This window comes from Mesorhizobium atlanticum (assembly GCF_003289965.1).
Classification (GTDB): domain Bacteria; phylum Pseudomonadota; class Alphaproteobacteria; order Rhizobiales; family Rhizobiaceae; genus Mesorhizobium; species Mesorhizobium atlanticum.
Window position 1 is genome coordinate 107,520 of sequence record NZ_QMBQ01000007.1, and the last position, 25,387, is coordinate 132,906.

The 25,387-nt window shown below is 64.3% G+C and carries 22 protein-coding genes and 1 pseudogene; 11 read left to right on the forward strand and 12 right to left on the reverse strand.

Annotation, left to right across the window (positions count from 1 at the left end; genetic code table 11):
• Positions 1-24 precede the first annotated feature (24 nt).
• The 3 genes from chrA to DPM35_RS23140 form a co-directional block, all read right to left on the reverse strand.
• A complete protein-coding gene (chrA, locus tag DPM35_RS23130; protein ID WP_112129545.1) occupies positions 25-1,413 on the reverse strand; it encodes a chromate efflux transporter in 1,389 nt (462 codons plus the stop codon).
• Positions 1,410-2,228: a chromate resistance protein ChrB domain-containing protein gene (locus DPM35_RS23135; RefSeq protein WP_112129758.1), complete on the reverse strand. Its 819-nt coding sequence runs from the start codon at positions 2,226-2,228 to the stop codon at positions 1,410-1,412. Before DPM35_RS23135 ends, chrA begins: the two co-directional genes overlap by 4 nt.
• Positions 2,229-2,400: 172 nt before the next feature.
• On the reverse strand, positions 2,401-3,189 hold the full coding sequence (locus DPM35_RS23140; RefSeq protein ID WP_112129546.1) for a 3-hydroxybutyrate dehydrogenase: 789 nt from the start codon (positions 3,187-3,189) through the stop codon (positions 2,401-2,403).
• Positions 3,190-3,409: 220 nt separating this feature from the next.
• Here DPM35_RS23140 and DPM35_RS23145 point away from each other — a divergent pair.
• A pseudogene (locus DPM35_RS23145) lies at positions 3,410-3,511 on the forward strand (acetoacetate decarboxylase); the annotation flags it as partial.
• Between the two features lie 319 nt (positions 3,512-3,830).
• On the opposite strand, the gene DPM35_RS23150 reads toward DPM35_RS23145, so the two are convergent.
• Positions 3,831-5,441 carry an inorganic phosphate transporter gene (locus tag DPM35_RS23150; RefSeq protein ID WP_112129547.1) on the reverse strand — a complete coding sequence of 537 codons (1,611 nt, stop codon included), beginning with the start codon at positions 5,439-5,441 and terminating at the stop codon, positions 3,831-3,833.
• Between the two features lie 91 nt (positions 5,442-5,532).
• Positions 5,533-6,066, reverse strand: a complete 534-nt coding sequence (locus DPM35_RS23155) for a TetR/AcrR family transcriptional regulator (protein WP_112129548.1) — start codon at positions 6,064-6,066, stop codon at positions 5,533-5,535.
• Positions 6,067-6,211: 145 nt separating this feature from the next.
• On the opposite strand from DPM35_RS23155, the gene DPM35_RS23160 reads away from it, so the two are divergent.
• On the forward strand, positions 6,212-7,486 hold the full coding sequence (locus tag DPM35_RS23160) for an efflux RND transporter periplasmic adaptor subunit (protein WP_245431616.1): 1,275 nt from the start codon (positions 6,212-6,214) through the stop codon (positions 7,484-7,486).
• Positions 7,483-10,566: an efflux RND transporter permease subunit gene (locus tag DPM35_RS23165; protein WP_112129549.1), complete on the forward strand. Its 3,084-nt coding sequence runs from the start codon at positions 7,483-7,485 to the stop codon at positions 10,564-10,566. The genes DPM35_RS23160 and DPM35_RS23165 overlap by 4 nt, the downstream gene beginning before the upstream one ends.
• Positions 10,567-10,687: 121 nt before the next feature.
• Here DPM35_RS23165 and DPM35_RS23170 read toward each other — a convergent pair whose 3' ends face one another.
• Complete coding sequence (locus DPM35_RS23170; protein ID WP_112129550.1) at positions 10,688-11,143, reverse strand: L,D-transpeptidase; 456 nt, start codon at positions 11,141-11,143, stop codon at positions 10,688-10,690.
• A gap of 352 nt (positions 11,144-11,495) precedes the next feature.
• On the opposite strand from DPM35_RS23170, the gene DPM35_RS23175 reads away from it, so the two are divergent.
• Together DPM35_RS23175 and DPM35_RS32510 are read left to right on the forward strand one after the other, a co-directional pair.
• Complete coding sequence (locus DPM35_RS23175; protein WP_112129551.1) at positions 11,496-11,828, forward strand: hypothetical protein; 333 nt, start codon at positions 11,496-11,498, stop codon at positions 11,826-11,828.
• Positions 11,829-11,860: 32 nt separating this feature from the next.
• Positions 11,861-12,025: a hypothetical protein gene (locus DPM35_RS32510; protein WP_181592105.1), complete on the forward strand. Its 165-nt coding sequence runs from the start codon at positions 11,861-11,863 to the stop codon at positions 12,023-12,025.
• 72 nt (positions 12,026-12,097) lie between these two features.
• Here the strand turns inward: DPM35_RS32510 and DPM35_RS23180 are convergent, their stop codons facing one another.
• Positions 12,098-12,799 (reverse strand): response regulator transcription factor, encoded by a 702-nt coding sequence (locus DPM35_RS23180; protein WP_112129552.1) that lies wholly within the window; start codon positions 12,797-12,799, stop codon positions 12,098-12,100.
• Positions 12,800-12,892: 93 nt separating this feature from the next.
• Here DPM35_RS23180 and DPM35_RS23185 point away from each other — a divergent pair, with 93 nt between their 5' ends.
• A complete protein-coding gene (locus DPM35_RS23185) occupies positions 12,893-13,621 on the forward strand; it encodes a response regulator (RefSeq protein WP_245431617.1) in 729 nt (242 codons plus the stop codon).
• Positions 13,622-13,772: 151 nt separating this feature from the next.
• Positions 13,773-15,875 (forward strand): ATP-binding protein, encoded by a 2,103-nt coding sequence (locus tag DPM35_RS23190; RefSeq protein WP_181592107.1) that lies wholly within the window; start codon positions 13,773-13,775, stop codon positions 15,873-15,875.
• Between the two features lie 279 nt (positions 15,876-16,154).
• Here DPM35_RS23190 and DPM35_RS23195 read toward each other — a convergent pair whose 3' ends face one another.
• Positions 16,155-16,565, reverse strand: coding sequence for a hypothetical protein (locus tag DPM35_RS23195; protein WP_112129553.1), 411 nt, complete (start codon positions 16,563-16,565; stop codon positions 16,155-16,157).
• Positions 16,566-16,767: 202 nt separating this feature from the next.
• Positions 16,768-16,944: a hypothetical protein gene (locus DPM35_RS32515; RefSeq protein ID WP_181592108.1), complete on the reverse strand. Its 177-nt coding sequence runs from the start codon at positions 16,942-16,944 to the stop codon at positions 16,768-16,770.
• 88 nt (positions 16,945-17,032) lie between these two features.
• Here DPM35_RS32515 and DPM35_RS23200 point away from each other — a divergent pair, with 88 nt between their 5' ends.
• A complete protein-coding gene (locus DPM35_RS23200; RefSeq protein ID WP_112129554.1) occupies positions 17,033-18,235 on the forward strand; it encodes an aromatic ring-hydroxylating oxygenase subunit alpha in 1,203 nt (400 codons plus the stop codon).
• Between the two features lie 258 nt (positions 18,236-18,493).
• Here the strand turns inward: DPM35_RS23200 and DPM35_RS23205 are convergent, their stop codons facing one another.
• Positions 18,494-19,912, reverse strand: coding sequence for an aminotransferase (locus DPM35_RS23205; RefSeq protein WP_112129555.1), 1,419 nt, complete (start codon positions 19,910-19,912; stop codon positions 18,494-18,496).
• A 288-nt stretch (positions 19,913-20,200) separates the two neighbouring features.
• Here DPM35_RS23205 and DPM35_RS23210 point away from each other — a divergent pair, with 288 nt between their 5' ends.
• From DPM35_RS23210 to DPM35_RS23220, 3 genes are read left to right on the forward strand one after another with little or no spacing between them, the layout of a single operon-like run.
• The gene (locus DPM35_RS23210; protein ID WP_112129556.1) at positions 20,201-21,118 is read left to right on the forward strand and encodes an ABC transporter permease; all 918 of its coding nucleotides are present in this window, start codon (positions 20,201-20,203) and stop codon (positions 21,116-21,118) included.
• A complete protein-coding gene (locus DPM35_RS23215; RefSeq protein ID WP_112129557.1) occupies positions 21,115-21,936 on the forward strand; it encodes an ABC transporter permease in 822 nt (273 codons plus the stop codon). Before DPM35_RS23210 ends, DPM35_RS23215 begins: the two co-directional genes overlap by 4 nt.
• A gap of 37 nt (positions 21,937-21,973) precedes the next feature.
• A complete protein-coding gene (locus DPM35_RS23220; protein ID WP_112129762.1) occupies positions 21,974-23,047 on the forward strand; it encodes an ABC transporter ATP-binding protein in 1,074 nt (357 codons plus the stop codon).
• On the opposite strand, the gene DPM35_RS23225 is transcribed toward DPM35_RS23220, so the two are convergent.
• Both DPM35_RS23225 and DPM35_RS23230 read right to left on the reverse strand, forming a co-directional pair.
• The gene (locus DPM35_RS23225) at positions 23,011-24,309 is read right to left on the reverse strand and encodes a flavin monoamine oxidase family protein (protein ID WP_112129558.1); all 1,299 of its coding nucleotides are present in this window, start codon (positions 24,307-24,309) and stop codon (positions 23,011-23,013) included. The genes DPM35_RS23220 and DPM35_RS23225 overlap by 37 nt on opposite strands.
• Positions 24,306-25,373, reverse strand: a complete 1,068-nt coding sequence (locus DPM35_RS23230; protein WP_112129763.1) for an extracellular solute-binding protein — start codon at positions 25,371-25,373, stop codon at positions 24,306-24,308. The genes DPM35_RS23225 and DPM35_RS23230 overlap by 4 nt, the downstream gene beginning before the upstream one ends.
• Between the last annotated feature and the right edge of the window lie 14 nt (positions 25,374-25,387).

A 25,387-nucleotide genomic window follows, 5' to 3' on the forward strand; every position in this document is an offset into this window, starting at 1 on the left:
GCCAAGATGGTCGGTGCAGCAAGACTAGATCGCCTGCAACGCAAGGCCCACCAGCGCCGATCCGGCCAGCGTCGGCAGCATGCCGAGTTTCAACCTGAACATGGCGACCATCGCCGCCGCCGACAGCAGCGCGGCGCGCCAGTCGAGCGAGGACAGGACCGGCACCTCGACGCCCCAGCCGACGCTCTCGACCTTGCCGAAGACGACATGCAGCGCGAACCAGAGCGCAAGGTTCATGATCACGCCGACCACCGCCGCGGTGATCGCGCCGAGCGCCGCCGCCAGCGCCTTGTTTTGCCGCAATTGCTCGATGTAGGGCGCGCCCAGGAATATCCAGAAGAAGCAGGGCACGAAGGTCGCCCAGAGCGTCAGCAGCGACCCGAGCGATCCGGCGAGTAACGGGCTGACAAAGCCGGCATGGCGATAGGCGGCGGCGAAACCGACGAATTGCAGCACCAGGATCAGCGGCCCGGGCGTCGTCTCGGCAAGGCCGAGGCCGTCGACCATTTCGCCGGGCGACAGCCAGCCGAATGAGGCCACCGCCGCCTGCGCGACATAGGCCAGAACCGCATAGGCGCCGCCGAAGGTGACGACGGCCATCAGGCTGAAGAAGCCGCCGATCTGCGCCCATACGCTGCCCGGCCCCGCCAGCAAGGCAATCAGCGCCACCGGTCCGAGCCAGAGCGGCAGCCAGATGGCGATGGTGCGGGCCGCGTGCCATTTGGTGGGGACGGTGTGGGCCAGCTCGCCGCGCTCGAACATCAGGTCGACCACGCCGATTCTGTCGACTGTGGCCCCACCCTTGCCATGCGCCGAGCCGGAAAACAGGCCTGGTGCGAAGCGGCTGCCGATCCAGCCGATGAGGCCTGCCGCAAGCACGATCAGCGGGAACGGCAGCCTGGCGATGTAGATGGCCAGGAACGCCGCCACCGCGATCGCCACCATGGCACGGTTCTTCAGCGCCCGCTTGCCGATGCGGATCACCGCCTCGACGACGACGGCCAGCACCGCCGCCTTGACGCCGAAGAACAGCGCCTCGACCACCGGCGCGTCGTTGTAGAGCATGTAGAAGCTGCTCAGGCAAAGCATCACCAGCGCGCCGGGCAGCACGAACAGGATGCCCGCGACGAGGCCGCCCGCCGTGCGGTGCAGCAGCCAGCCGATATAGACGGCAAGCTGCTGCGCCTCCGGCCCAGGCAGAAGCATGCAATAGTTGAGCGCGTGCAGGAAACGCTCCTCGCCGATCCAGCGGCGCTCCTCGACCAGCTCCTTGTGCATCAGCGCGATCTGCCCTGCCGGCCCGCCGAAGGAGAGCAGGCCGATCTTGGCCCACAGCCGCGTCGCCTCACGGAAGCTCGGCATGGCCGGAGCTTCGGCCGGACGCGCGGCTCCATCCTTGGCAAGGACAGTCATGGCGCCTTGCCTCCGGCCGGCCAGTTATGCGTCTCGTCCGCCGCGTCGCGGCACCAGCGGAAAAACGCGTCGTAGAGCAGCATGCCGGCTTCCAGCTGCTCGAGATCGTCGCGGAACATGCGCGACAGGCCGAGCGAGGCGGCGAGGAACCCGGCCGCCTGCGGCACGAGGTCGAGCCGCGCCGTGTCCGCACCGCGCACGATCAGCGCCAGGCGATCGAGCGCCTCGACGCGCAGGCCAAATTCCTCGATCATCGTGTCGAAGCTGCAGCGATCGCCGCGATGGCTCCAGAAAACGCCTTCGATGTCGAAGGGAACCGCGCCGAAGCGATCCGCCACCAGGGGCACTTCGGCCGGATCGACGAACAGGAAAACCGCATCGGGATCGACAAAGCGGCGGATCAGCCAGGGGCAGGCGATGCGGTCGACCTTCGGTCGCGAGCGCGTGACCCACACCGTACGTCCCTTTTCGTCGCGCGGCGGGATCGCGCCGGCGCTGACCGACGGCGCCTTGGCGGCGATCCAGGCCTCGAAGCCGCCTTCCAGCGACTCCGCCGGAATGCCCTCATGACGCAGCCATGCGGCAACGCCCTGCGAGAGTTTCTGCCCCCTCTGGCAGATCACGACGACCTTGCGTCCGGAAAATTCCATGGCCCAGGTCGAGACAGTCCTGAAATCGCGCCGGCAGGATGCCGGCAGCAGCCGCGGATCGGCTTCATAATCCTCGTCTATGCGTACATCGACCAGACAAGGCGCGTCGGGCAGGCCGACGAGACGGGCAAGCTGCGGAACGGTGATTGCGGTTGTTGACGGCATGGCGTCCACCTCCTGAACAGAGAGAGTCTGGACGCGATCGTTGGGCTGACGCCTCACGGGGTCGTCGCGGGGAACCCCTTGCGGGAATGCTGGAACGGTCCCCTGCGATTGTCAAGAAATCAAATTGCCAAGGAGGACGCGAGCTCCGGCCTTCCCTGAACGGCCTTTGTCCCTACTGCGCCGTCCAGCCGCCATCCATCGGCAGGGTCGTGCCGGTGATCTGCCTGGCGGCATCCGAGCAGAGGAACAGCGCAAGCGCGGCAAGCTCCTCGACGGTGACGAATTCCTTGGTCGGCTGCGCCGCCAGCAGCACGTCGTGCTTGACCTGCTCCTCGGTCATGCCGCGCGCCTTCATCGTGTCGGGGATCTGCTTCTCGACCAGCGGCGTCCACACATACCCGGGTGCGATCGCGTTCACCGTGATGCCGTCTTGCGCGACCTCCAGCGCCACCGTCTTGGTCAGGCCGGCAATGCCGTGCTTGGCCGAGACATAGGCCGACTTGAACGGCGAGGCGACCAGCGCATGCGCGGAAGCCGTGTTGATGATGCGGCCCCATTTGCGGCTCTTCATGCCCGGCACCGCCGCCTTGATGGCGTAGAAGGCGGCCAGGAGGTTGATACGGATGATGGCTTCCCACTTGTCGTCGGGAAATTCCTCGATCGGCGCGACATGCTGGATGCCGGCATTGTTGACCAGGATGTCGAGGCTGCCGAACGCCTCCTCGGCCCCGTGGATCATGGCGGTGACGGCGGCGCCATCCATCATGTTGGCGCCCGAATAGCGGCACTTGACGCCGAAATCCCTTTCGATGCCGGCCCGCTCCTGCTCGATCGCCGCGGCATCGCCCAGGCCGTTGATGGTGACGTTGGCGCCCTCCGCGGCGAAGGCGCGGGCGATTGCCAGGCCGATGCCGCTGGTCGAGCCGGTGACGAGCGCATTCTTCGAAGACAGGGAACCCATGGAAGATCTCGCGATAGGAGGGAAGGAATCTAAGGGACATAGTTTGTGCGCCGCAGCATGACAATGCCATGGCCATATGTCGTTGCGATTACAATGATGTGATGCTGTGTGAGCCCTGAAGCTGGCGCTCGAAGACGATGACATGGCACTGTCATGGTGCCGTGCAACATACTCCTGCGCCTTTCGCTCGTATCATTTCCTGAACCGACGAGTGAACAGCATGGAAATCGCCGATGTTGTGAAGCGCGCCTATGCCATGCCGCTCACCAACCCGTCCTTCCCGCCCGGCCCATATCGTTTCTTCGATCGCGAATACATCATGCCGAAGGCGTCACCATCCACGACCTGCACCGCGAAGACCGACATAGCCAGTCCTGCGCGGCGGCTTTTCAGCGGGCATCGTATCTGTTGGCCCCGAGAATCCAGTCGTTCGATCGAGCGGATCGGCCGCACGAGATTGTCGAAGCCCTCCCTCGGATCGTCATCCACGGGCGGAGCAGCCGCGGAGCGGCGTCGCGGAGATGCGCCTGCGATGACGCAAAAGATACATCCCTCGCTTCTCGTGTCTCGAACAAAGGGCTGACCAAAGAAAAAGGCAGCGCCGGCGACCGGCGCTGCCTTGTTTGGAACGCTTCCGCCGCTCAGAAAACGTGGCGGAAGATCACGAACAGCACGAAGGCCAGCGCGATCGAGCAGGGCAGCGTGAGCACCCAGGCCAGCAGAAGGTTGCGCACGGTCGACCACTGCAGGCCGGAGCCATTGGCCGCCATCGTGCCGGCGACGCCGGATGACAGCACGTGGGTGGTCGAAACCGGCAGGCCGAGACGGTCGGCCATGCCGATGGTGATCATCGCGACCAGCTCGGCGGCGGCGCCCTGGCCATAGGTCAGGTGGCTCTTGCCGATCTTCTCGCCGACGGTGACGACGATGCGCTTCCAGCCGACCATGGTGCCGAGCCCGAGCGCCAGCGCCACGGCGATCTTTACCCATAACGGGATGAACTTCGTCGCGCTGTCGACCGCCTTGTGATAGTCGGTGACCGCCTTCAGGTCGGCGTCCTGCATCGGCAGCAGCTTCTTCTTGTCGATCAGCTTCAGCGCCTCGCCGATCAGATAGATGTCGTTGCGCGCGTTGCTGACCAGGTCGGTCGGAACATTATTGACCGAGGCGTAAGGCTGCAACCCGGCGGTCGTGTTGTGGATGTAGCTCTGCAGCGCGAGCGTTGTCTGATCGCTCCACGACTTGCTGCGCACCGCTTCCTGCACGGCAGCCTTTGCAGCGTTGGCACCCGCGACGGTGACGCCCGGCTTGACGTATTTGCCCAGCGCCTGCTCGACGGCGACGGACGCCGACTTATAGGCGTCGAGATAGTTGATGTCGGGCGTGCGGTTGAGCGCATAGGCGGTCGGCACCACGCCGATCAGGATCAGCATGATCAGGCCCATGCCCTTCTGGCCGTCATTGGAGCCATGCGCGAAGCTGACGCCCGTGCAGGTGAAGATCAGCAGCGCGCGGATCCACCATGGCGGTGGCGTTTTGCCCTTCGGCGCTTCGTAGAGGGCAGGATTACGCACCAGGAGCTTCATGGCATAGAGCAGCACCGCGGCGGCGAAGAAGCCGATGATCGGCGAGACCAGCAAGGTGGTGCCGACATTGGTCGCCTGCCCCCAATCGACGCCGCTGGTGGCGCTTCCTGCCGGGGCCATGAACTGGTTGGCGAGGCCGACACCGATGATCGAACCGACCATGGTGTGCGAGCTCGAAGCCGGCAGGCCGAGGAACCACGTACCCAGGTTCCACAGGATGGCGGCAACCAGCAAGGCGAACACCATGGCGAAGCCGGATGACGAGCCGACCTGCAGGATGAGCTCGACCGGCAGCAGCGACAGGATGCCGAAAGCCACCGCGCCGCTCGAGGTCAGGACGCCGAGGAAGTTGAAGACGCCGGACCACATGACCGCGAATTCGGCAGGCAGCGACCGCGTATAGATGACGGTGGCGACCGCGTTGGCGGTATCGTGGAAGCCGTTGACGAACTCGAAGCCCAGCGCAATCAGAAGGGCTAAGCCAAGCAGGATCCAGGGAACCGTCTTGGCAATCGCCAGGTCCTGGCTGAGCGCATAGCCGACATAGATGATGCCGACGAGCACCAGCACGCCGAAAGCCGGCAGGAACCATTTGGCGCCGCCCGATTGTTCTAGGGGATGATCCGGTCTCGGGATCCCCGCCTCACTGGAAACTACGTCCACCATTGCCCCACTCCATTTGCATTGCAGCAAAGAACCGGGGAGGACGCTATGTCCCCAGGATGAAGCTGGTGTGACGCCTTGGCCGGCTGGCGACCTATCCGGCTATCTTCAGGAGCGAGGCCACCAGAAGCTTATGCTCGTCTTCGGAAAGCACATCGGAATCGAAAAGGTTCATGCTGCGCATCCCCTCGATGGCGAGAAAGCAGACCAGCAGCGAGCCAAGGTCCTGCGTCTCCCCCTTCAGCCGTTCGAACAGCTGATGCTTGAAGGCATTTATCGGCGTCAGGAAATCGGGATCTTCGGCGATCGCCGAGAACATCCAGGAGGCCGAGGGTTTGGGCCGCTCGCAGTCGTCGGCCGACAGTTTGATATAGGCCGAGAGAACGCTTTCGTGCCTGGCCTCGGCGGCGCGTGCTTCCAGCGCCTTCTGGAAGTCGCGGAGATAGTTTTCGACAAGCCCCTGCATCAGCTTGGCCTTGGTCGGGAAGTTGTAAAGCAGCCCGCCTTTCGACACCCCGGCGCGACTGGCGACCGCCTCGAGCGACAGGCTTCCCGGGCCTGCCTCGCGCGCCACGTCGGCGGCGGCGGCAAGTATCTTCTCGCGTGAGTTTGCCTTGCGTGGTCTCATCGCGCCCCCCTTACATTAGCGTAGTCGGAATTGACAAGACCGTCCAGCCGGTACAGTAAGGCGCGCCGTTTGAAATCGGGACCTGTCGTCGATATGTGTCCCGGCATCGATTGTTTTGCCGGTTGCCGGCTCGAGGGGACTGTCCGTGAAGCGCTTTATCACCATCGCTGTGTTCCTGATTCTGCTCGCTTTGGTCTGCGTCGGCATCGTTGGTTTCAACTTCATGCGCGATGCCGGCATCAAGCAGTATTTCGCCACCATGAAGCCGCCGGCCGCCACGGTCTCTACAGTGATCGTCAAGCCTTCGGAATGGACGCCGGGCGTCGAGGCGATCGGCACCGTCAATGCCGTGCGCGGCGTCGACCTTACCGTCGAAACCAGCGGCATCGTCAAGAACATCCTCTTCCACGCCAACCAGAAGGTCGCCACTGACGCCGTGCTCCTGCAGCTGGACGACGCGGTCGAGAAGGCCGATCTGGTGGCGCAGAAGGCGCAGGCCGCCTCGGATCAGGCGGCGCTGACCCGCGCGATCGAATTGCAGCGGCGCGGCGTCGGCACCGACGCGACGCTGGACGCCGCGCGCGCTGCCGCGGATGCCTCGGCCGCGCAGGTGAACAAGCTGCAGGCCGTGCTCGACCAGAAGCAATTGTCCGCGCCCTTCGGCGGCACGGTCGGCATCCCGAAGATCGATATCGGCCAATATCTGGCCCCCGGCAACTCCGTGGTGACGATCCAGGATCTGGACACGATGCGGGTCGACTTCACGGTTCCGGAACAGCAGCTGCCGCTGCTCAAGATCGGCCAGACCGTCAAGCTCGGCAGCAGCCTTGCGGACATGTCCTTTGCCGGCTCCATCCGCGGCATCGACCCCAAGATCGATCCGGCAAGCCGGCTGGTTTCGATCCGCGGCGAGGTCGCCAATCCGGAAGGCAAGCTGACGCCTGGCCAGTTCGTCCAGATCCGTGTCGAGCTGCCGCAGGAAAACAATGTCATCTCCGTGCCCCAGACAGCGGTGACGACGAGCCTTTACGGCGATTATGTCTTCGTGGTCGTGCCGGCAAAGCCCGCGGCGGGCGCCGCCGCCACGCCGGCAAAGCCGGACGAGCAGAAAGCCGCCACCGGCAAGCCGGCTGCCGATGCCGCCAAGCCGCAGGCGGACGCGTCCAAGCCTGCCGACAACGCGGCGAAGCCGGCTGACGCGAAGCCGGCCGATGCCGCGCAGCAGCAGCCGCTCACCATCTCGCAGGTGTTCGTGAAGCTCGGCCGCCGCAACGACGGCATGGTCGAGATTACCGAGGGCCTCAAGGATGGCGACCAGGTCGTCACCGCCGGCCAGAACCGGCTCTTCAACGGCATGTCGGTTGCCGTCGACAACACCATCGATCCCAGCAAATCGGCGAACAAGCAGGTTCAGCAATGAGCTTCTCCGACCTTTTCATTCGCCGGCCCGTGCTCTCGACGGTGCTGGCCTGCATGATCCTGCTGCTGGGTTTTCAGGGCATCTTCGGCCTGTCGATCCGCCAGTATCCCAAGGTTGACGAGACGGCGATCACCGTCACCACGGCTTATCCGGGCGCCAGCGCCGACCTCATCCAGGGCTTCATCTCGGCCCCGATCGCGCGCGCCGTCGCCTCGACCGAAAACATCGACTACGTGACCTCGTCCAGCCGTCCGTCCTCGAGCACGGTGACGGTGCAGATGAAGCTCGGCTCCAATCCGGACGTCGCGCTCGCCGAGGTGCTGTCCAAGGTCCAGGGCGTGCGCGGCACCCTGCCGGACGCGGCCAAGGATCCTGTGATCGTCAAGGGCACCGGGCAGCAGTTCGCGATGATGTACATCTCGATGCAAAACCCGAACATGACGAAGGAGCAGCTCACCGAGTATATCGAGCGCGTCATTCGGCCCCGCATCTCGACCGTGGAAGGTGTCGCCGACGTCCAGATCTTCGGCGCCCAGGAATATTCCATGCGCATCTGGATCGACCCGATCCGGCTCGCCGCGCGTGGCGCCACGGCCGTGGACGTGCTCACCGCCATCAACAACTCGAACTTCCTGTCGGCGCCCGGCAACACCCAGAACGAATATGTAGTCTCCTCGATCACCGTGCATTCGACCCTGCAGACGCCGGAGGCCTTCGCCCAGCTGCCGATCCGCTCGACGAATGGCGAGGTTGTGCGCCTGCGCGATGTCGCGCGTGTCGAGCTCGGCGCGGCCAGCACCGACACCAGGGTGAGCTTCAACGGCAAGCCCGGTACTTTCCTTGCCATCTTCCCGACGCCTGCCGCTAACCCGCTGACGACCGCGGCCGCGGTCACCAAGCTCGTGCCGGTTATTCAGGAAACGCTGCCGAAAGGCATGACGATCGAGGTCGTCTACGACGCCACCGGCCAGATCAGCGCCTCGATCGAGGAAGTGTTCAAGACCATCGGCGAGGCCGTCGCCATCGTCATCGTGGTCATCCTTCTGTTCCTCGGCTCGTTCCGCTCGGTGATGATGCCGATCGTGACCATCCCACTGTCGCTGATCGGCGTCTGTTTCATTCTGTTTTCGGTCGGCTACTCGATCAACCTTCTGTCGCTGCTGGCCATGGTGCTGGCGATCGGCCTTGTCGTCGACGACGCCATCGTGGTGGTGGAGAACATCCACCGCCATATGGAGGAGGATCACATGTCGCCGATGCAGGCGGCCTTCAACGGCATGCGCGAGATCGCGACGGCCATCGTGGCCATGACCATCACGCTGGCCGCCGTGTTCGCCCCGCTTGCCTTTACCGGCGGCCTTACCGGCGCGCTGTTCCGCGAATTCGCGGTGACGCTGGCCGGCTCCGTGGTGCTGTCGGGCCTGATCGCCATGACGATCACACCGATGATGTCGGCGCGTTTGCTGAAGGCTGGCCAGCACGGCCGCTTCCAGCGCATCGTCGATGGAACGTTCAGTCGCGTCGAGCGCGTCTATGAACGGGCCGTCACCGCTTCGCTCAGAAACCGGCCGGTGACGCTGATCATCGTCGTGGCGCTTGTCGCCCTCACCGGCTTCATGTTCACCAAGACTTCGACCGAACTGGCGCCGGAAGAAGATCAGGGCTTCCTGCTCTCGATCGTGACCGCGCCGCGCTATGCGACGTCGGACTACACCGAGACATATGTCAACCAGATGCTCGGCCTGGTGAAGGACATCCCGGAGACCCGGGCACAGTTCTCGGCCGTTGCCTTCGGCGGCGCCACCAACAGCGCCTTCGTCGGTTTCGCCTTCAAGGACTGGGCCGACCGCAAGCGCAGTTCGAAGGAACTGCAGGCCGACATCACCGCGCGGCTCGCCAAGGTCGCCGGCGTTCAGGCCTTCGTCTTCGCGCCGCCGACGCTGCCTGGCTCGGGTGGCGGCCTGCCGATTTCCATGGTCGTGCGCTCGACCGGCGATCCCTCGGAAGTCTTCGAACAGGCCGAAAAAATCAAGAATAAGGCGCAGGCTTCCGGCCGCTTCATCGTCGTGCAGAATTCGATGGCTTACGACGCGCCGCAGGTGACCGTCACCATCGACCGCGAGCGGGCGGCGGCGCTGAACCTGCCGATCGCCGACGTCGGCCGCACATTGACGCTGCTGGTCGGCGGCGCCGAGGTGGCGCAGTTCGACCGCGATTCCAACAGCTATGACATCATCCCCCAGGTGCCGCAGGAATTCCGCAACAACCCCGAGAAGCTCGGCGAATATTTCGTTCGCAGCGTCGACGGCAAGATGGTGCCGCTATCGGCGGTCGTGAAGATCTCGACCAACGCCTCGCCGGCGGCCATCGAGCAGTTCAACCAGCTGAACTCCTCGACGATCTCGGCCTTGCCTCTGCCCGGCGTGACCACCGGCGACGGCTTGAAGGTGCTGGAGGATCTCGCCAAGGAGACCCTGCCCGACTCCTTCTTCATCGACTATTCCGGCCAGTCGCGGCAGGAGAAGGAGCAGGGCAACACCATCCTGATCGCCTTCGCCGCGGCGGTCGTCGTGATCTATCTGGTGCTGGCGGCCCAGTTCGAGAGCTTCCGCGACCCGCTGATCATCATGATGGCCGTGCCGCTGTCGATCTTCGGCGCCATCGTGCCGCTGAACATCGGCCTGGGGACGCTCAACATCTACACCCAGGTCGGCCTGATCACGCTGATCGGCCTGATCACCAAGCACGGCATTCTGCTGGTGGAGTTCGCCAACCAGCAGCGCGAGATCCACGGCATGCGTCGCCGCGACGCCATCATCGCTTCGGCCAAGGTGCGCCTGCGACCGATCCTGATGACGACGGCGGCCATGGCGCTGGGCGTCGTGCCGCTGATCATCTCCAGCGGCGCGGGCGCGGCCGCCCGCTACTCGATGGGTCTGGTCATCTTCACCGGCATCCTGGTCGGCACGATGTTCACGCTCTTCGTCGTGCCGATGTTCTACACCTTCATCGCCAGCAAGGACCTGCCGCATCTGGCCGAGAAGCCCGATCCGAAGCTGATGCCGGCACTGCCGAACTGAGAAGGCTAACAAGGCGAAAAACAAAAGAGGCCGGATTGTCCGGCCTCTTTCTTTGGCGGCTGCCTCACGGCTTCGGCGCTATTCCGAAGGCGGCAATCCGCCTGCTACTCTTCCCAGCCTGTTACTTGACGATGACGATGCTGGTGTTGCCGGGGCCGAAGGCCTCGACGAGCTGATAGAAGTCGGCCGCCGCATCCGGATGCAGCCGCACGCAGCCATGCGAGGCCGGACTGCCAAGACGGCTGATGGCATAGGTGGCATGGACGGCATAGCCGCCGCTGAAGAACACCGAATGCGGCATCGGCGCGTTGTCGTATTTCTTCGAATACCACATCTCATGCATGCGCGTCGGCTTGAACGAACCGGTCGGCGTGATGTGCCTCCTGTCGCCGGTCGACACCTTCCAGGTGTAGGTCGGGCGCCCGTCGACCGTGACTTCCATGATCTGCTGCGACAGCGAGACCTTGGCGACGATCTGGTTGGCGTGAGCGGCATTGCCGGCGCCGAAGAGCAGCGCGGCACCGGTGAGCGCGGCGGCGGTGATGTTGATGAGCTTGGCCGAAATAGCGGTATGCATGACGATCCCTCTCTGTTTTTTTGCCGGTCGGGCCGGCTTCAATTCGATAGGGCTCTTATCGTGCCCGTCCGTTTCAGACCTATTTCGCTTGATACTCGTTTCTGTTTCGAATTCGTTTCTATAAATCGACGGCAGACGCAGCCGGCCGGGACTGCGGAGCGCTTCCAGGGCGCGGGAGGTCGGCGCCATACAATAAGCTTAGGCCGGAAACGAAAGTTCATTTCAGGCGCATATGAAAGACATAAGCCGGCTTTCGAAACCAAGCTGCAACAAAGTGCGTCTCCGGCGGCATGATCTGGATACAGGGCGGCAGCAGATTTGACGCAACGGGAACAGACAACTGCAAACGAAAATGGGCAGGAAATCGAAACTCCGCTCCTGGCTTCTCAGGATCAGCGTCGCGGCAATTGCGCTCGGCGGCGCCGGCTCGGTGGCCGGCAGCCCGGTGACGGCGCTGGCGGCGATGACGTCCGGCGAGGTTTCGACGCTGCACATGGCTCTGTTCATCGCCACGGTCTGGATTGTCTCCAGCCTGCGCGTCCACCGGCTGAAGGCCCTCTGGCGGGTCGGCCTCCGGCTGATGAGGACGCGCGGCCCCTCCGGCTACTTGCTGCCGAGAGGACCGAAGGCCCGCGCCGCAGCGGGGGGCTCCGTCAGCGGCGCGGGCGCTTCGGGAGTTTCCTGAAGCTCCGACGAATTCGCGATTGGATTAAAGAGATGAAGACGACATTTGCTGCCTCAGTGCTTTCGGCGCTGCTTTATGCTCAGGGCTTGCTCGGCTTTGCCGCGCTGGCGACGGTGCTGCTCAAGGAGCGCGCCCACGCCGAGACAACCGCCAGCGCCGACATCTTATCCGGACCCTCGATCATCGTGGTGCGCTGAGCGCCAGGCGCCGGACCCAAAATGACCACCGCTTTGGGGAGTCCGATGCGCGGAAGCCTCGCCCACTCAAATTCATTCATTGCGCGGCGTCGGCGGATCGAAACGATAGCCGGCACCCCTGATGGTGGTGATGGTATCGGTGTCGAGCTTGCGGCGCAGCCGCACGATGCGCGAGTCGATCGAACGGTCGAAGGCGTCCGCATTCTCAGCCGGGGCCGCGGCAATGATGTCGTCGCGCGTCAGCACCTTGCGCGGGCTCGCCAGGAACAGCTTGAGCAACGCCACCTGCCCCGGGGAAAGCTGATCCTCCGTCCCCGAGCGATGCATGACCATGGCCGATCGCAGGTCGACGGTGGCGTTCTCCAGCACGATCAGTTCCCCGGCCGCCCTGCCGCGTCTCATCAGCAGGCCGCCGATGCGCGCGGCAAGCTCGCGCACATTGAGCGGACTTTCGATCACGTCGGCGGCGCCGAGCTCGAGCGCCAGCACCTTGTCGACAAGATCGCGCGGCCGGCAGATCAGGATGAAATCAGGACCGCCTTCGCCGCCCCCGCCCTGGCTGCTGTAACGCTTGAGCAGTTCGCGACCCTCGGCCTGGGTGACCTCGTCGCCGACCACCACGACATCGATGCCGCCGGCCGAAAGCAGCGTCTCCGCCTCCCAGGGCTGGCGCGCCTGACGCACGTCGTGCCCGCGCCGCTCGAGATGGTCGGCGAGATCGCCTGCCACCACCTCGGCGACGGATACAAGCGCAATGACGGATCGTGCGGCCATTTTCTCCACCCCGCCACAGACAACTCGAGATGAGTGCTGGACATCATGTTTATACCCAATCTACTTTCCGCTGAAAGCGGGAGCGAGCGCGTCGTGAAGGCACGCATCATCGTCGTCGAGGACGAACCGGATCTGAGGGAGGCCGTGGCCGAGTATCTCGGCGCCAGCGGCTATGACGTCGTGACGGCCGAGAATGCCGTGGCGGCGCGCGCGCTGTTCGAAGCGCAGCCCTTTCACCTCGCCATCCTCGACATCGCCATGCCCGGCGAGGACGGACTGTCGCTCGGCCGCTGGCTGCGCTCGAAAACGCAGATCGGCATCATCTATGCCACCGCCGCCGGCACCGCGCTCGACCGCATTGTCGGGCTGGAGCTCGGCGCCGACGATTACATCGTCAAGCCATACGAATTGCGCGAGGTGCTGGCGCGGGTGCGCAGCGTTTTGCGCCGCGTGCCGCAGGCGGCCGAGCCGCAAGCCGCGAGGGCCGAAGCCGGCAATCGTCGCTTCATGAATTTCGGCGGCTTCCAGGCCGATTTCGACGGCAGGCTGGTCACTGCCGCCAATGGCGCGGTGATCGAGATGGCCAAGAGCGAGTTCGACGTGCTCGAGGTTTTCCTCACCCGCGCCAACCGGCTGCTGACGCGGGCGGCGATTTCGGAAGCCATCGGCTTCGTCGAGGATCCGGAATCCTCGCGCGCCGTCGACATCCGCATCATGCGGCTGCGAAAGAAGATCGAGGCCGACCCCGCCAATCCGAAATTCCTGCGCACGGTGCGCGGCGAAGGCTATATCTTCTCGCTGCCGAGCGGCGACGCCAACTAGAGCAATTCCGAAAGTGCGAGCGGCCGGGCTCGGCGGTTTCGCCGTAGCCTTCCGTCCGGAATTGCGTCAAAACAAAGCGGTAGAGCGGTTCGCCGTTTCCGTCGGAACGGAGGGATGCTCTGAACGACCGACGTCCGGGCCTGGAATGACCATGACTGCTGATGCAGCTCGCACCGATACGCATGGCTCGCGCCCGGGCGGCGCCGCGATGGCGGCCGTCCATGTCGTGCGCCGCCTGCGCGAGGCAGGCGACTGGCAGCGCGAGATGGACGACATATTGGGGACGATGTGCCGCAAGATGGATTGCCAGCGCGGCATCCTCTTCCGGCTGCGCGAGTTGCCCGGCGAAGGCTTCGCCCAGTCCGTCGCCGCTTATTGGATCGACCCCGATTTCGGCGGCGAGCTGGCGTCGCCCACGGTGATCATGCAGTCGATCATCAACTCGGATTCCTTGCTGGAGCGCCTGCAGGAAGACGAGCGGCAAGGCAAGATCTTCTCCGGCCACACGCGCGACCTCGACGGCTTCCTGCGGGCCGATTTCGAGAAGCAGAGCATCAAGTCGTTCCTGTCCGTCTCGGTTTTCGCGCATGGCCACCTCTGGGGCACGCTGGCCGTCAACGACTGCGTCGCCGAGCGCGAATGGACGGACGAGGAAGAGGCGACGCTGCACATCATCGCTTTGGCCATCGGCGACGCCATCGAGCGCTCGCCATCCGAGGCGCATGCCAGCGAAGTGATCCGCCGCACCATGCTGCAGGCCTCGCTCGACGCCATCATCGTCATCGACGAGACGGGTTCGATCATCGAGTTCAATCCGGCCGCCGAGAAGATGTTCGGCTTCCAGCGCAGCGCCATCCTCGGCAAGGACCTGCTCGATACCATCGTTCCGATATACTACCGCAAGGGCTATGCCTCGGGCGCCGAATACATGGCCGGCCGCGGCGCGCCGATGGTCGGCCAGCGCCTGGAGACCGTCACCCAGAACGCCGCCGGCGAGATTTTCCCGATCGAGTTGACGGCGACGGAGATGCGCGTTGCCGACCGCCGCCTGATCTTCGGCTCGATCCGCGACCTGCGCGAAAAGCTGCAGGCCGAGGAAGAGATCAACCGCCAGCGCGAGAAGCTGCATCAGAACGAGAAGATGGCGGCGATGGGCTCGCTGCTCGCCGGGGTCTCGCACGAGCTCAACAACCCGCTCGCGGTAGTGGTGGCGCAGTCGACGCTGCTGCACGAATTCGCTGGCGACCCGCAGACCAAGGTGCGCGCCGAGAAGGTGCGCGCCGCCGCCGAGCGCTGTGGCCGCATCGTCAAGAGCTTCCTGTCGATGGTGCGGCTGCACCCGACCGAGCAGGCCGAGACCGATCTCAACCAGGTGATGCGCTCGGCGCTCGAAGTCACCGCCTATGGCGCGCGCTCCAGCGGCATCATCATCGACACCGACTTTGCCGACGGGCCGCTGCTTGCCATGGCCGACGCCGACCATATCACGCAGGTGGCGGCGAACTTCCTCATCAACAGCCAGCATGCGCTGGCCGGCGTCACCGGCGAGCGGCGCATCAAGGTGCGGACATTCCGCAACGAGCGCGGCAATCCGGGCTTCTCCGTCGAGGACAACGGCCCAGGCATTCCCGAGGCGATCCGCTCGCGCATCTTCGAATCCTATTTCACCACCAAGCCGGTCGGCGTTGGCACCGGCATCGGCCTGTCGATCTCGAAGTCGATCGTCGAGCGCCACAACGGCAACATCTGGTTCGAGGAGGTCGTGCCGCAGGGCGCGCGCTTCGTCGTGCAATTGCCGGCGATTGCCGGCGGCATCGCGATCGCCGGTGAAGGGCCGGCACGCTCGAGCGGGTTGCGCCATGCCTTGATCATCGACGACGAGCCCGACGTCGCGGGCTCGCTTTCGGACATTCTGGAACTGATGGGGCTTAAGTCGCGTGTCGTGGCAAGCTGGACCTCTGCCGCCGATGTGCTCACCGGCCATATGCCGCCGGATATCGTCTTTTCCGACCTGCGCATGCCGGGCACCAGCGGCATCGCGATCTACCGTCAACTGCTTGCTGAGAAGCCGGCGCTGGCAAAACGCTTCGTGCTGGTGACCGGCGATCTGATCGGCGCCAAGGCGGAGATCGAAGCGCTGCCGCCGCCGCAGCGCCCGCACATTCTGGAAAAGCCCTTCTCGACGCTCGACGTCCGCGGCATCCTATCGGCCGTCGCCGACGAAGCCGCAGCCGACAACGGCGCGCACATCTGAGCGGGGCAGGTGGTATGGCTTGCAACGGATAAGTGATCAGGCCTGAGCTTGCGCAGCCGCAGGATCTGCCGAGATTCAGGTCAAGCCGAGCCGAGAGTGGCGGCTCGCGAGAACCGGAGCGGAGCGTGCTTAAAGTACGTGAGTACCGGAAGCGGAGGAATGCACCGTTCGCAGGCCGGGCTCACCTGAATATCGACGGAGCCGAAAAAAAGAGGCTCCCGACCGATTTTCGCGGCGGGAGCCAGACTGGAGCGCAGGAGGGCGCGCTCAGGGGAGCTCTTAAAAAATATTTGGCGTGTTGGTCAGCGGCGCGGCGTTGGCGATCATGCGCACAGCACGCTCTCGGTGCTGGCCGGACTGCTCGGCGATGGCGCGCAGGCACTCGACGCTCTCGGCGCCCCAGTTCTGGCCCTTGCAGGCAAAGTCGATTGCGGATTCCGGCAGGCGGGCGGTCTTGAGCGTGGTCAGCGCGCCTTCCACGACATTGGCCGGCGGGTTGATCGACGCGAAGGCCGGACCGGAGGCGGGCGCGGCCAGCATGCCGACGAAGGCGCAGGCGCCAATCAGCATGAACATCGCCATCGGATGGTCGCTGGCGCGCTGGCGCAACGCGAGCTTCGGCCGGCGGTCATTGCGCTCCGGGCCATGCAGGCGGCGATTGGTGTCGGCGGCATGAACTTTCGCAAACATCGGTTGTTCCCTTCATTATCTTTCTTTTTGACTATGAAACGAACTTAATCGCACTGGGTAACGGCCGGATATTGGCGGCGGCCGACTCTGTAACAGGATTGAAACAGCGCTCGGCATCTCGCCCTGCTGCAACCATTCCCTGGTTCGAAGCTAGGTCGGCGGACATATGCCACCTGTTGCGGCCAGCCGACTGTAAACGACCTCACACAAGCCTGCCGGGATCGGCCACCTCGGCGGCTTTGCCGCCCGCCCGGAATCCATCGAAATGGACCTTCTCCGGGGTAGCTGTCGGCGCGCAATTTGGCCATTGCGCTTCCTTGATTAAGGCCCGGATTTTCCGGGATTTTTCGGGTTCAATCGGAGTCGAATCTGTCGTCACGAAATTTCCATATTTCCACAAGCCATTGCATTTCAATGAGAAATATGTGTATATTGAATGAGTATTCAACAAAAAGAAGAGCATTCCGATGAACCCGCATCTCCGTGACGTGGCGATCCCCAATGATTGGGACCGGCGGGGTTTGCCGGGGTGGAGTTATCACTCCAACGCCCTTCTCGAGCTCGAGAAGGAATACGTCTTCCGCAATCACTGGCAGATCGCCGGCCATGTCTCCGACGTGCCTAGTCCAGGCGACTATCTGACCATGGACGTCATCGGCGAGCGTGCGCTGATCGTGCGCGGCAAGGACGGCGTCGTGCGCGCCTTCAACAATATGTGCCGCCACCGCGGCAGCCGCGTCGTCGCCGACAGCCAGGGCAGTTGCAAGAACGCGCTGGTGTGCCCGTTCCACGGCTGGGTCTACAATCTCGACGGCACGCTGCGCGGCGCCGCCCGTCCGCGCTCCTTCCCCGACCTCGACAAGACCGAGTTCGGCCTGATGCCGCTCGACCTCGAAATCTGGATGGGCTTCATCTTCATCCGCTTCCGCAAGGGCGGCCCGCAGCCTTCGGTAGCCGAGCTCTTGAAGCCCATCGAAGCCGAGATGGCGCATTACAACGTCGCCGATATGGTGCCGTCCTGGGGCATCTGGACCCAGAAATCGCCGGTCAACTGGAAATCGGTGCGCGACGTCGACAATGAAGGCTACCACGTCGCCATGGCGCATCCGGCGCTGCAGGACCTCTACGGCGCGACCTATTTCGACGAGCCCTTCATCAACGGCGTGTCGCGGTCCTTCGCCACCTACAATCCGCATGCCGGCCGGCGCTGGAGCGTGCGCGAATACATCAAGCTTGCGCCTGAGGCCACGCACCTGCCGGAGCACCTACGCAAGGCCTGGATCTATTACGGCATCTTCCCCAACAACGCGCTGTCAATCATGCCGGAATCCGTCCAGTTCTATCAGGAGTTCCCGTTGTCGACCGGCGAGACGCTGCTGCGCGGCGCGATCTACCGCTACAAGGACGAGACAAGAGAGCAGGCCGCGGCGCGCTACCTCGCCTACCGCATCGACCGCGACACGATGAACGAGGACGTGCAGCTTTCGGTGTGGTCGAACGAATCCATGCTGTCGGAGGCTTTTGAAGGCTTCTACTTGTCGGATCTGGAGTATGGCGTGCGCACCCACCACGACCACCTGCGCAGGCAGGTCCCGGTGCTGAACCTGGAGGCGGCGCCGGAGGAAAAGGACATGTGGGGTCTGAACGACGCGCTACGGTCGAGGGGGTAGCCCTCTTCCTTCTCCCCGTTCTACGGGGAGAAGGTGCCCGAAGGGCGGTTGAGGGGCAACGCCAGCGTCGCGCGATTGGCTTGCCCTCAACCTCAGAAACCTACCTCCGACTGAAATTTTGGCGCCGGCCGGCCGGTGAGATCATCATCTCGGACGGACGAAGTTCCTTGTGCGCACCCAATCGCCAATGTCGGTGCCGCCCCTCATCCGCCTGCCGGCACCTTCTCCCCGTGAAACGGGGAGAAGGAAAGAGGCTAATCACCCCCGCCACACCCCTTCCTTCCTGAGATCATCCATCGTCCGCGAAATCCCTTCGCGCAGGATCGCCACCATGTCGTCGACCTGCTCCTTGGTGATGATCAGCGGCGGCGACATCACGCACATGTTGATCAGCGGCCGCACCAGAAGGCCGAGCTCGTGGCAATGCGCGTCGATGCGTTTGCCGACACTCTTGTCGAGCTGCAGCGGATCCTTGCTTTCGCGATCGGCGACGCATTCGACGCAAGCCATCAGGCCGAGGCCACGCACCTCGCCGACCAGCGGCAGCTCTTCAAGCGTCTTCAACTGCGCCTGGAAATAGGGCGCGATCTCGCGCGTGTGGGCGAGCACGCCTCCTTCCAGCAGGTCGAGATTCTTCAGCGCCACCGCGCAGCCGATCGGATGGCTGGTGTAGGTGAGGCCATGGCCGAACAGCGCATCGGGATGGTTGGAGCGGCGCAACTCCTCGAGCAGCCGCTCGGAGATGATGACGCCGCCGAGCGGGAAATAGCCCGACGTAACGCCTTTGGCGAAGGTGATCATATCCGGATCGATGCCGAACACGTCTCCGGAGGCGAAGACATGACCGAGCCGTCCGAAGCCGGTCACCACCTCGTCTGAAACATAGAGGATATCGTTCTCGCGGCAGATCTCGCGGATGCGCTTCAGATACCCGTCCGGCGGCACGACGACGCCTCCGGAAGCCTGCACCGGCTCGCCGACAAAGGCGCCGACGCGCTCGGCGCCGACGCGCGCGATGGTGTCGCGGAACTGGTCGACCAGGAAATCGGTGAAGGCTGCGACGTTCATGCCCTTCGGCCGCCGGAACGGATCCGGCGAGGAAAGCTTGATCACCAGATCGCTTGCGCCGTCCATCCAGTCGTGATCGCGCGGACGGCCGTTGAGCGAGGCCGAGAGATAGGTCGAGCCGTGATAGGCGCCGCCGCGGCTGAGGATCAGCTTCTTCTCCGGCCGTCCGCGCACATTGTTGTAGAACTGCATGAAGCGCAGCGCCGTTTCCACCGCCGACGAGCCGCCGGTGGTGAAGAAGGTGTGGCTGAGATCGCCCGGCGCCGCGTCTGCGATTCGTCGCGCGAGCTCGGCCGAGGGCGCGTTCATCGTGTACCAGGGCGTGTTGTAGGAGAGCGCCATCGCCTGGTCGTACATGACCTTGGCCAGCTCCTCGCGGCGGTGGCCGACATTGATGCACCACATGCCGGCCGGGCCGTCGATCAGCCGCTTGCCGGAGGCGTCGGTGATGTAGATGCCGTAGCCCTCGCCGATCAGCGTGCGCGCCTCGTCGCCGACCGAGCCGGCATAGGGCCAGGGCTGGACGAGATGGCGCTTGGCGAGCTCGACCGCGTCGTCATCGCCAGGCCCGATCAGTTCGCTTGCCTTGATCTTGCTTTGAGCCGCCATCTTCGCCTCACACCACCGGGTTGCAGAAATTTATCGCACATCAACAGCGCGGAAAACCAAGGAAATTCGGCTTTTCATCGCTTCATTTTGAATGTTCGTTCAATCAATATTGCAGAAATAGCGCTTGATTTCAATCGGCGGATACGCTCATGATGAAGGAAAGCCGGCAAGCCAGGAGCGATCACGTTCCGAGCATAAATCGGGAACAGGCGGCCGGCACTGCGAATGGGAAGGCCGCATGGCGGGACAGTCCGAGCCAGCTACCGAAATCACGCCTGGAGCGCTGCAATGACGGTTGCCGCGGAAGGGTCGCCCCCGTTGCGTATGGCGGGGGCCAGGCGAAATCCCCTTCTGCAATCGGAAGCCGTCCAGGGCTTTGCCCTGATCAGTCCCACCTTCGTCTACGCCCTTATTCTTCTCGTCCTGCCGATCCTGGTCGTCATCGCCCATTCCTTCTGGACGCAGAACTACCTCACCATCGACCACACCTTCACGCTGGAGAACTACCGGATCGCGCTGACCGAGCCGATCTACCGCGACCTGCTCTGGCGCTCGCTCTACATCTCGCTGACGGTCAGCCTGTTGACGGTGGCGCTGGCCTACCCGATCGCCTATTTCATTTCCTTCCACGGCGGCCGCCACAAGAGCCTGTGGCTGTTCCTCATCACCATCCCCTTCTGGACGAGCTACCTGCTGCGCGTGATGTCGTGGAAGGTGATCCTTGGCTATAACGGCGTCTTGAATTCCGGGCTGATGGGCCTCGGCATCATCAGCGAGCCGTCGGACGCGCTGCTCTACAATTCCAGCGCCGTCATCATCACGCTCACCCATGCCTGGGCGACCTTCGCCATCCTGCCGATTTTCGTTTCGCTGGAAAAGGTCGACCGAACCCTGGTCGAAGCGGCGACCGATCTCGGCGACGGGCCGCTGCGCTCCTTCCTGCGCGTGACCCTGCCGCTGTCGGCGCCCGGCGTCATCTCGGCGGCGCTCATCGTCATGATCCCGACCGTCGGCGACTATGTCACGCCGAAGCTCGTCGGCGGCAAGGACGGCGTCATGATCGCCAACGCCATCCAGGCGCAGTTCGGCAAGGCGTCGAACTGGCCGCTGGGTGCCGCGCTCTCCGTCACCACGATGATCATCGCCTCGCTGATGGCCGGCGCCACGGTGCTGGTCATCCGCGCTTTGCAGAGGCTGGCACGATGACGGCGACGAGACGTTTCCTGCCTGGATGGCTGTCGAGCTACGCCACGCTCTACATCCTCTTCCTTTATCTGCCGGTGATCTTCCTGCCGATCTTCTCGGTCAACACGGCGGCGACACCGAAATTCCCGCTCTCCGGCGTCACGCTGCACTGGTACGAGGACCTGCCGAAAACGCCGGCGCTGATCGACGCCACCTGGAACAGCCTGATCGTCGGCGTCTCCGCCTCGATCCTGTCGACGGTGCTGGGCATCCTCGCCGCCCGCTCCATCACCCGCTACCGCTACCCGGGCCGCCGCGCCATCAACGGGCTGATCATGGCGCCGCTGGTGCTGCCGGAAGTGATCGTCGCGATCTCCATGCTGCTGGTCATGCTGCAGCTGGGCCTCAGCCTGTCGCTGTTCACCGTGGTGCTCGGCCATGTTCTGGTTTGCATCCCCTATTCGATGACGGTGCTGACCTCCGGCTTCGAGGGTTTCGACCGCAGCCTGGAGGAGGCTTCCGCCGATCTCGGCGAAAGCGCCTTCGGCACCTTCCGGCGCGTGACGCTGCCGATGGTCGCGCCGGCGATCATCTCCAGCCTGCTGGTCTGCTTCACCATCTCGCTGGACGAATTCATCATCGCCTTCTTCCTCACCGGCACCGAGGCGACGCTGCCGATCTACATCTGGGGCCAGCTGCGCTTCGCGGCCAAGCTTCCCGGCGTGCTGGCGCTCGGCACCTTGCTGCTCCTCGCATCCTTCGTGCTGATGACGATCGCCGAAATCCTGCGCCGCCGCGCGGCCAGACGCACCCAGAACGAGGGAGGCCTCTATGCTTGAGCAGGTCCAATCCGAGCGCATCCAAACCGACCGGACCATGATCGAGATCCGCGACGTGACCCGCAGCTACGGATCGTTCAAGGCGCTGGACAATGCCTCGCTGGCGATCCGCGAAGGCGAGTTCTTCTCGCTGCTCGGACCCTCAGGCTGCGGCAAGACCACGCTGTTGCGCATGATCGCCGGCTTCGACACGCCGACCGGCGGTTCCATCGCCGTCGATGGCCAGCCGATGGAGGGCATCCCCGCCAACCGCCGGCCGACCAACATGGTCTTCCAGAGCTATGCGATCTTCCCGCATCTCAATGTCGAGCAGAATGTCGCCTATGGGCTGAAGCGGCTGAAGCTCGACGCCGGCGAGGAGAAGCGCCGCGTCGAGGAGGCGCTGGCGCAGGTGTCGCTGACCGGCCTCGGCAAGCGCCGCGCCACCGAGATTTCCGGCGGCCAGCGCCAGCGCGTGGCTTTGGCCCGCGCCCTGGTCATGCGACCGAAGGTGCTGCTGCTCGACGAGCCGCTTTCGGCGCTCGACAAGAAGCTGCGCGAGCAGATGCAGGTCGAATTGCGCCGCCTGCAGCAGGCGGTCGGCATCACCTTCGTTCTGGTCACGCACGACCAGTACGAGGCTTTGGCGATGTCGGACCGCATCGCGGTGATGTTCGGTGGCCGCATTGCACAGGTCGCCTCGCCGAAGGAGATCTACCAGCGCCCGGTCAACCGCCAGGTGGCCGATTTCCTTGGCGGCATGAATTTCGTCAAGGCCGAGATCGTCGAGGAGAACGGCGCCTCGCTGGTGCTCGACACGCTGGGCTTCGGCCGCGTCAGGACCGATAAGCCGAAGGCTTTCGTGCGCAATGGCGGCGCGGCGACGCTCGGCATCCGGCCCGAGCGCCTGCGCGTTCTGTGGGACAACGCGACGGCGAAATTCGAAGTGGCCGGCAAGGTTGTCGAGCGCCATTATTTCGGCGAGATCACCCATCTGATCGTTGAGATACCGGGGCTCGAAAAACCGCTCTCGGTGACCGAGACCAACGATTTCGGCGCCGACGACATTCCCGTCGGCGCGCCGATCCGCCTCGCCTACGATCCCGAAGCTCTGGTGGCGATGGCCGACTGAATCTTTCCGGCCGCGATGCGGCCGGCGACGATCGCGCCCTCGACATAACCCGGGAAAGACGGCGAGACCTCCGAAGCGGCGAAATGGACCGACGGCGCGCCGGCGAGGATCACACGCTCGGCATCGCGCGCCGTGACATCGATGATGAGATCGCTATAGGCGCCGCCGCTCCAGCGGTCATGCGTCCAGTCCCGCGCGCTGAAATCGACGATGTCGGCGGCCTGTGGGCCAAGCGCCTGGACAAGCCTCGCGGTGATTTCCGCCTGCAGCGCCGTCTCGCCGAGCGGATGCCAGCGCAGCGCCAGCGGCCCGCCGACAAACACCACAAGCGCGGCGTGATCGGCATCCTTGCTGGCGTCGCAGGCAAACAGCCCCGGCTGGTCGCGCCACATCACCATGCCGCACAGGCCCCACTCGCGCCAGAACGGCTTTGCGTAGCGCACCAGGATCTTGATCACCGCGCCGCTTTCCCAGACGCCGAGCGCGCTTGCGAGCTCCGCCGGCAGGGCAGGCACGAAGTCGAGCTTCGCGGCCGTCGCCGGCGGCAGCGCGATCAGAACCTGGCGCGCTTCGATGACACCGCGGGCCGAGACGACGCGAACGCCTTGCGGCCCATGCTCGATCCGCGTCGCGGCTTCGCCGAGCCGCAGCCGGTCGGCGAGGTCGCCGGCCAGATCCTCGGCCAGCGATTGCATGGTGTCGCCCAGAAAATACTGCAGCTCGAACACCTCGTTGGTGATGCGGCGGTCATTGTCGATCAGGTACCAGAGCGGCACCTTGTCCGCCGCCAGGCACCACAGGCCCTCGACCAGCGAGCGGAAAGCGGCCTTGGCATCGGCCTCATCGTGCTGGCGTTCCAGCCAATCGGCGACGGTCAGCCCGGCTATCGCCGGATCGTCCGGTTCAATCCGGTTCATGCGCTCGCGGATCGCCATCGAGACATGATAGGTCCGCTCCGCCCGGGCCGGCGTCATCGACGGATGGGTGAGGAATTCGCCGTCGATATAGGTCTCGACGAAGGCCTTGCCGTGGGCCTTGGCCAGCGCCATCACTTCGGGCATGTCTTGGCACAGGAACTGGCCGCCGCTGTCGATCAGCTCGCCGAGTCCGTTGCGGACAGCCTCCACCCTGCCGCCGACGCGATCGCGCGCCTCCAGCACAAGGAAATCGGTGCCGGCGCGCTTCAATTCAAACGCGGCGGACAGGCCGGTGAAGCCGGCGCCGACGATGACGACGTCGGTTCTTTCAACGATGCTGCTCAATAGCCGGCCTTGATCTTCTCGAACTCGGCGACCATGCGCTGCTTCAAATCCGGCGCCACCGGCTGCTGGAACAGCGTCTTGTCGAGGAATTTGTCGAGATTGTCGAAGCCGCGCTCGGTGAGCAGCTTCTGGTCCATCGCCGCCATGCCCGCGCTGTTGCCGTGGCCGTAGCCGAAGGTCTTGACCATATACTCCGAAACACCCGGCGCATTGACGGCGCTCAGGAACTCATAGGCCTGGTCGAGCTTGCCCGGCGCATCCTTGAGCAGCACATAACCACACACCCAGGTCGAGATGCCTTCCTTGGTGTCGCGGTTCATGGCGATAGGCAGACCCTGCCCTTTCAGCGTCACATAGGTCTCGTTCCAGCCCCAGACCAGGTCGACTTCGTTGCCCGTGAAAGCCTGGTTGAGATCGGTGTCGTCGGTCCAGTAGAAGCGGACATTCTTGTGAACGTCGCGCAGGAAGGCGGAGGCCTGTTTGAACTGCTCGTCGGTCATCTTGGTCCAGTCCTTCAGGCCGATGACCAGGCTCGCCAGCGCATAGGCGTCGTCGACATTGTCGCCGATGGTGACGCGGCCCTTGAACTTTGGATCGGCGAAAATCCTCAGCGACTGCGCCTCGTCCGCCGTCACCTTGTCGGTGCGGTAGAGCAGCGAGGTGTTGCCCCAGTCGAACGGCATGAACCATGCCTTGCCGTCGGCGGTGGTGGCGAGATCCTTCATCGCCATGATGCCGGGATTGAGGTCCTTCCAGCCGGCGATCTTCGAAGTGTCGAGCGGCTGCAGCAACCCTGCCTCGCGCCATTTCACCACGCTTTGCGAGCAGGGATGCGCGATATCGGCCTTGAAGCCGGCGCGCATCTTCTCGAAGGCCTCGTCCTCGTCGCCGAAGAAGGAGAAGGTCGGCTCGGCGCCGTATTTGATGGTATAGGCCGGATGCAGCAGCGGGTCCTCATAACCGGACCAGTCGAAGACGACGAGGTCGCCGCCGCCTTCGGCAAGCGCATAGGCTGTGCCCGCGCCAATGGTGACGACGGCGGCAAGGACAAGGCGGCGAAGCATCATGGCGCGAGAAC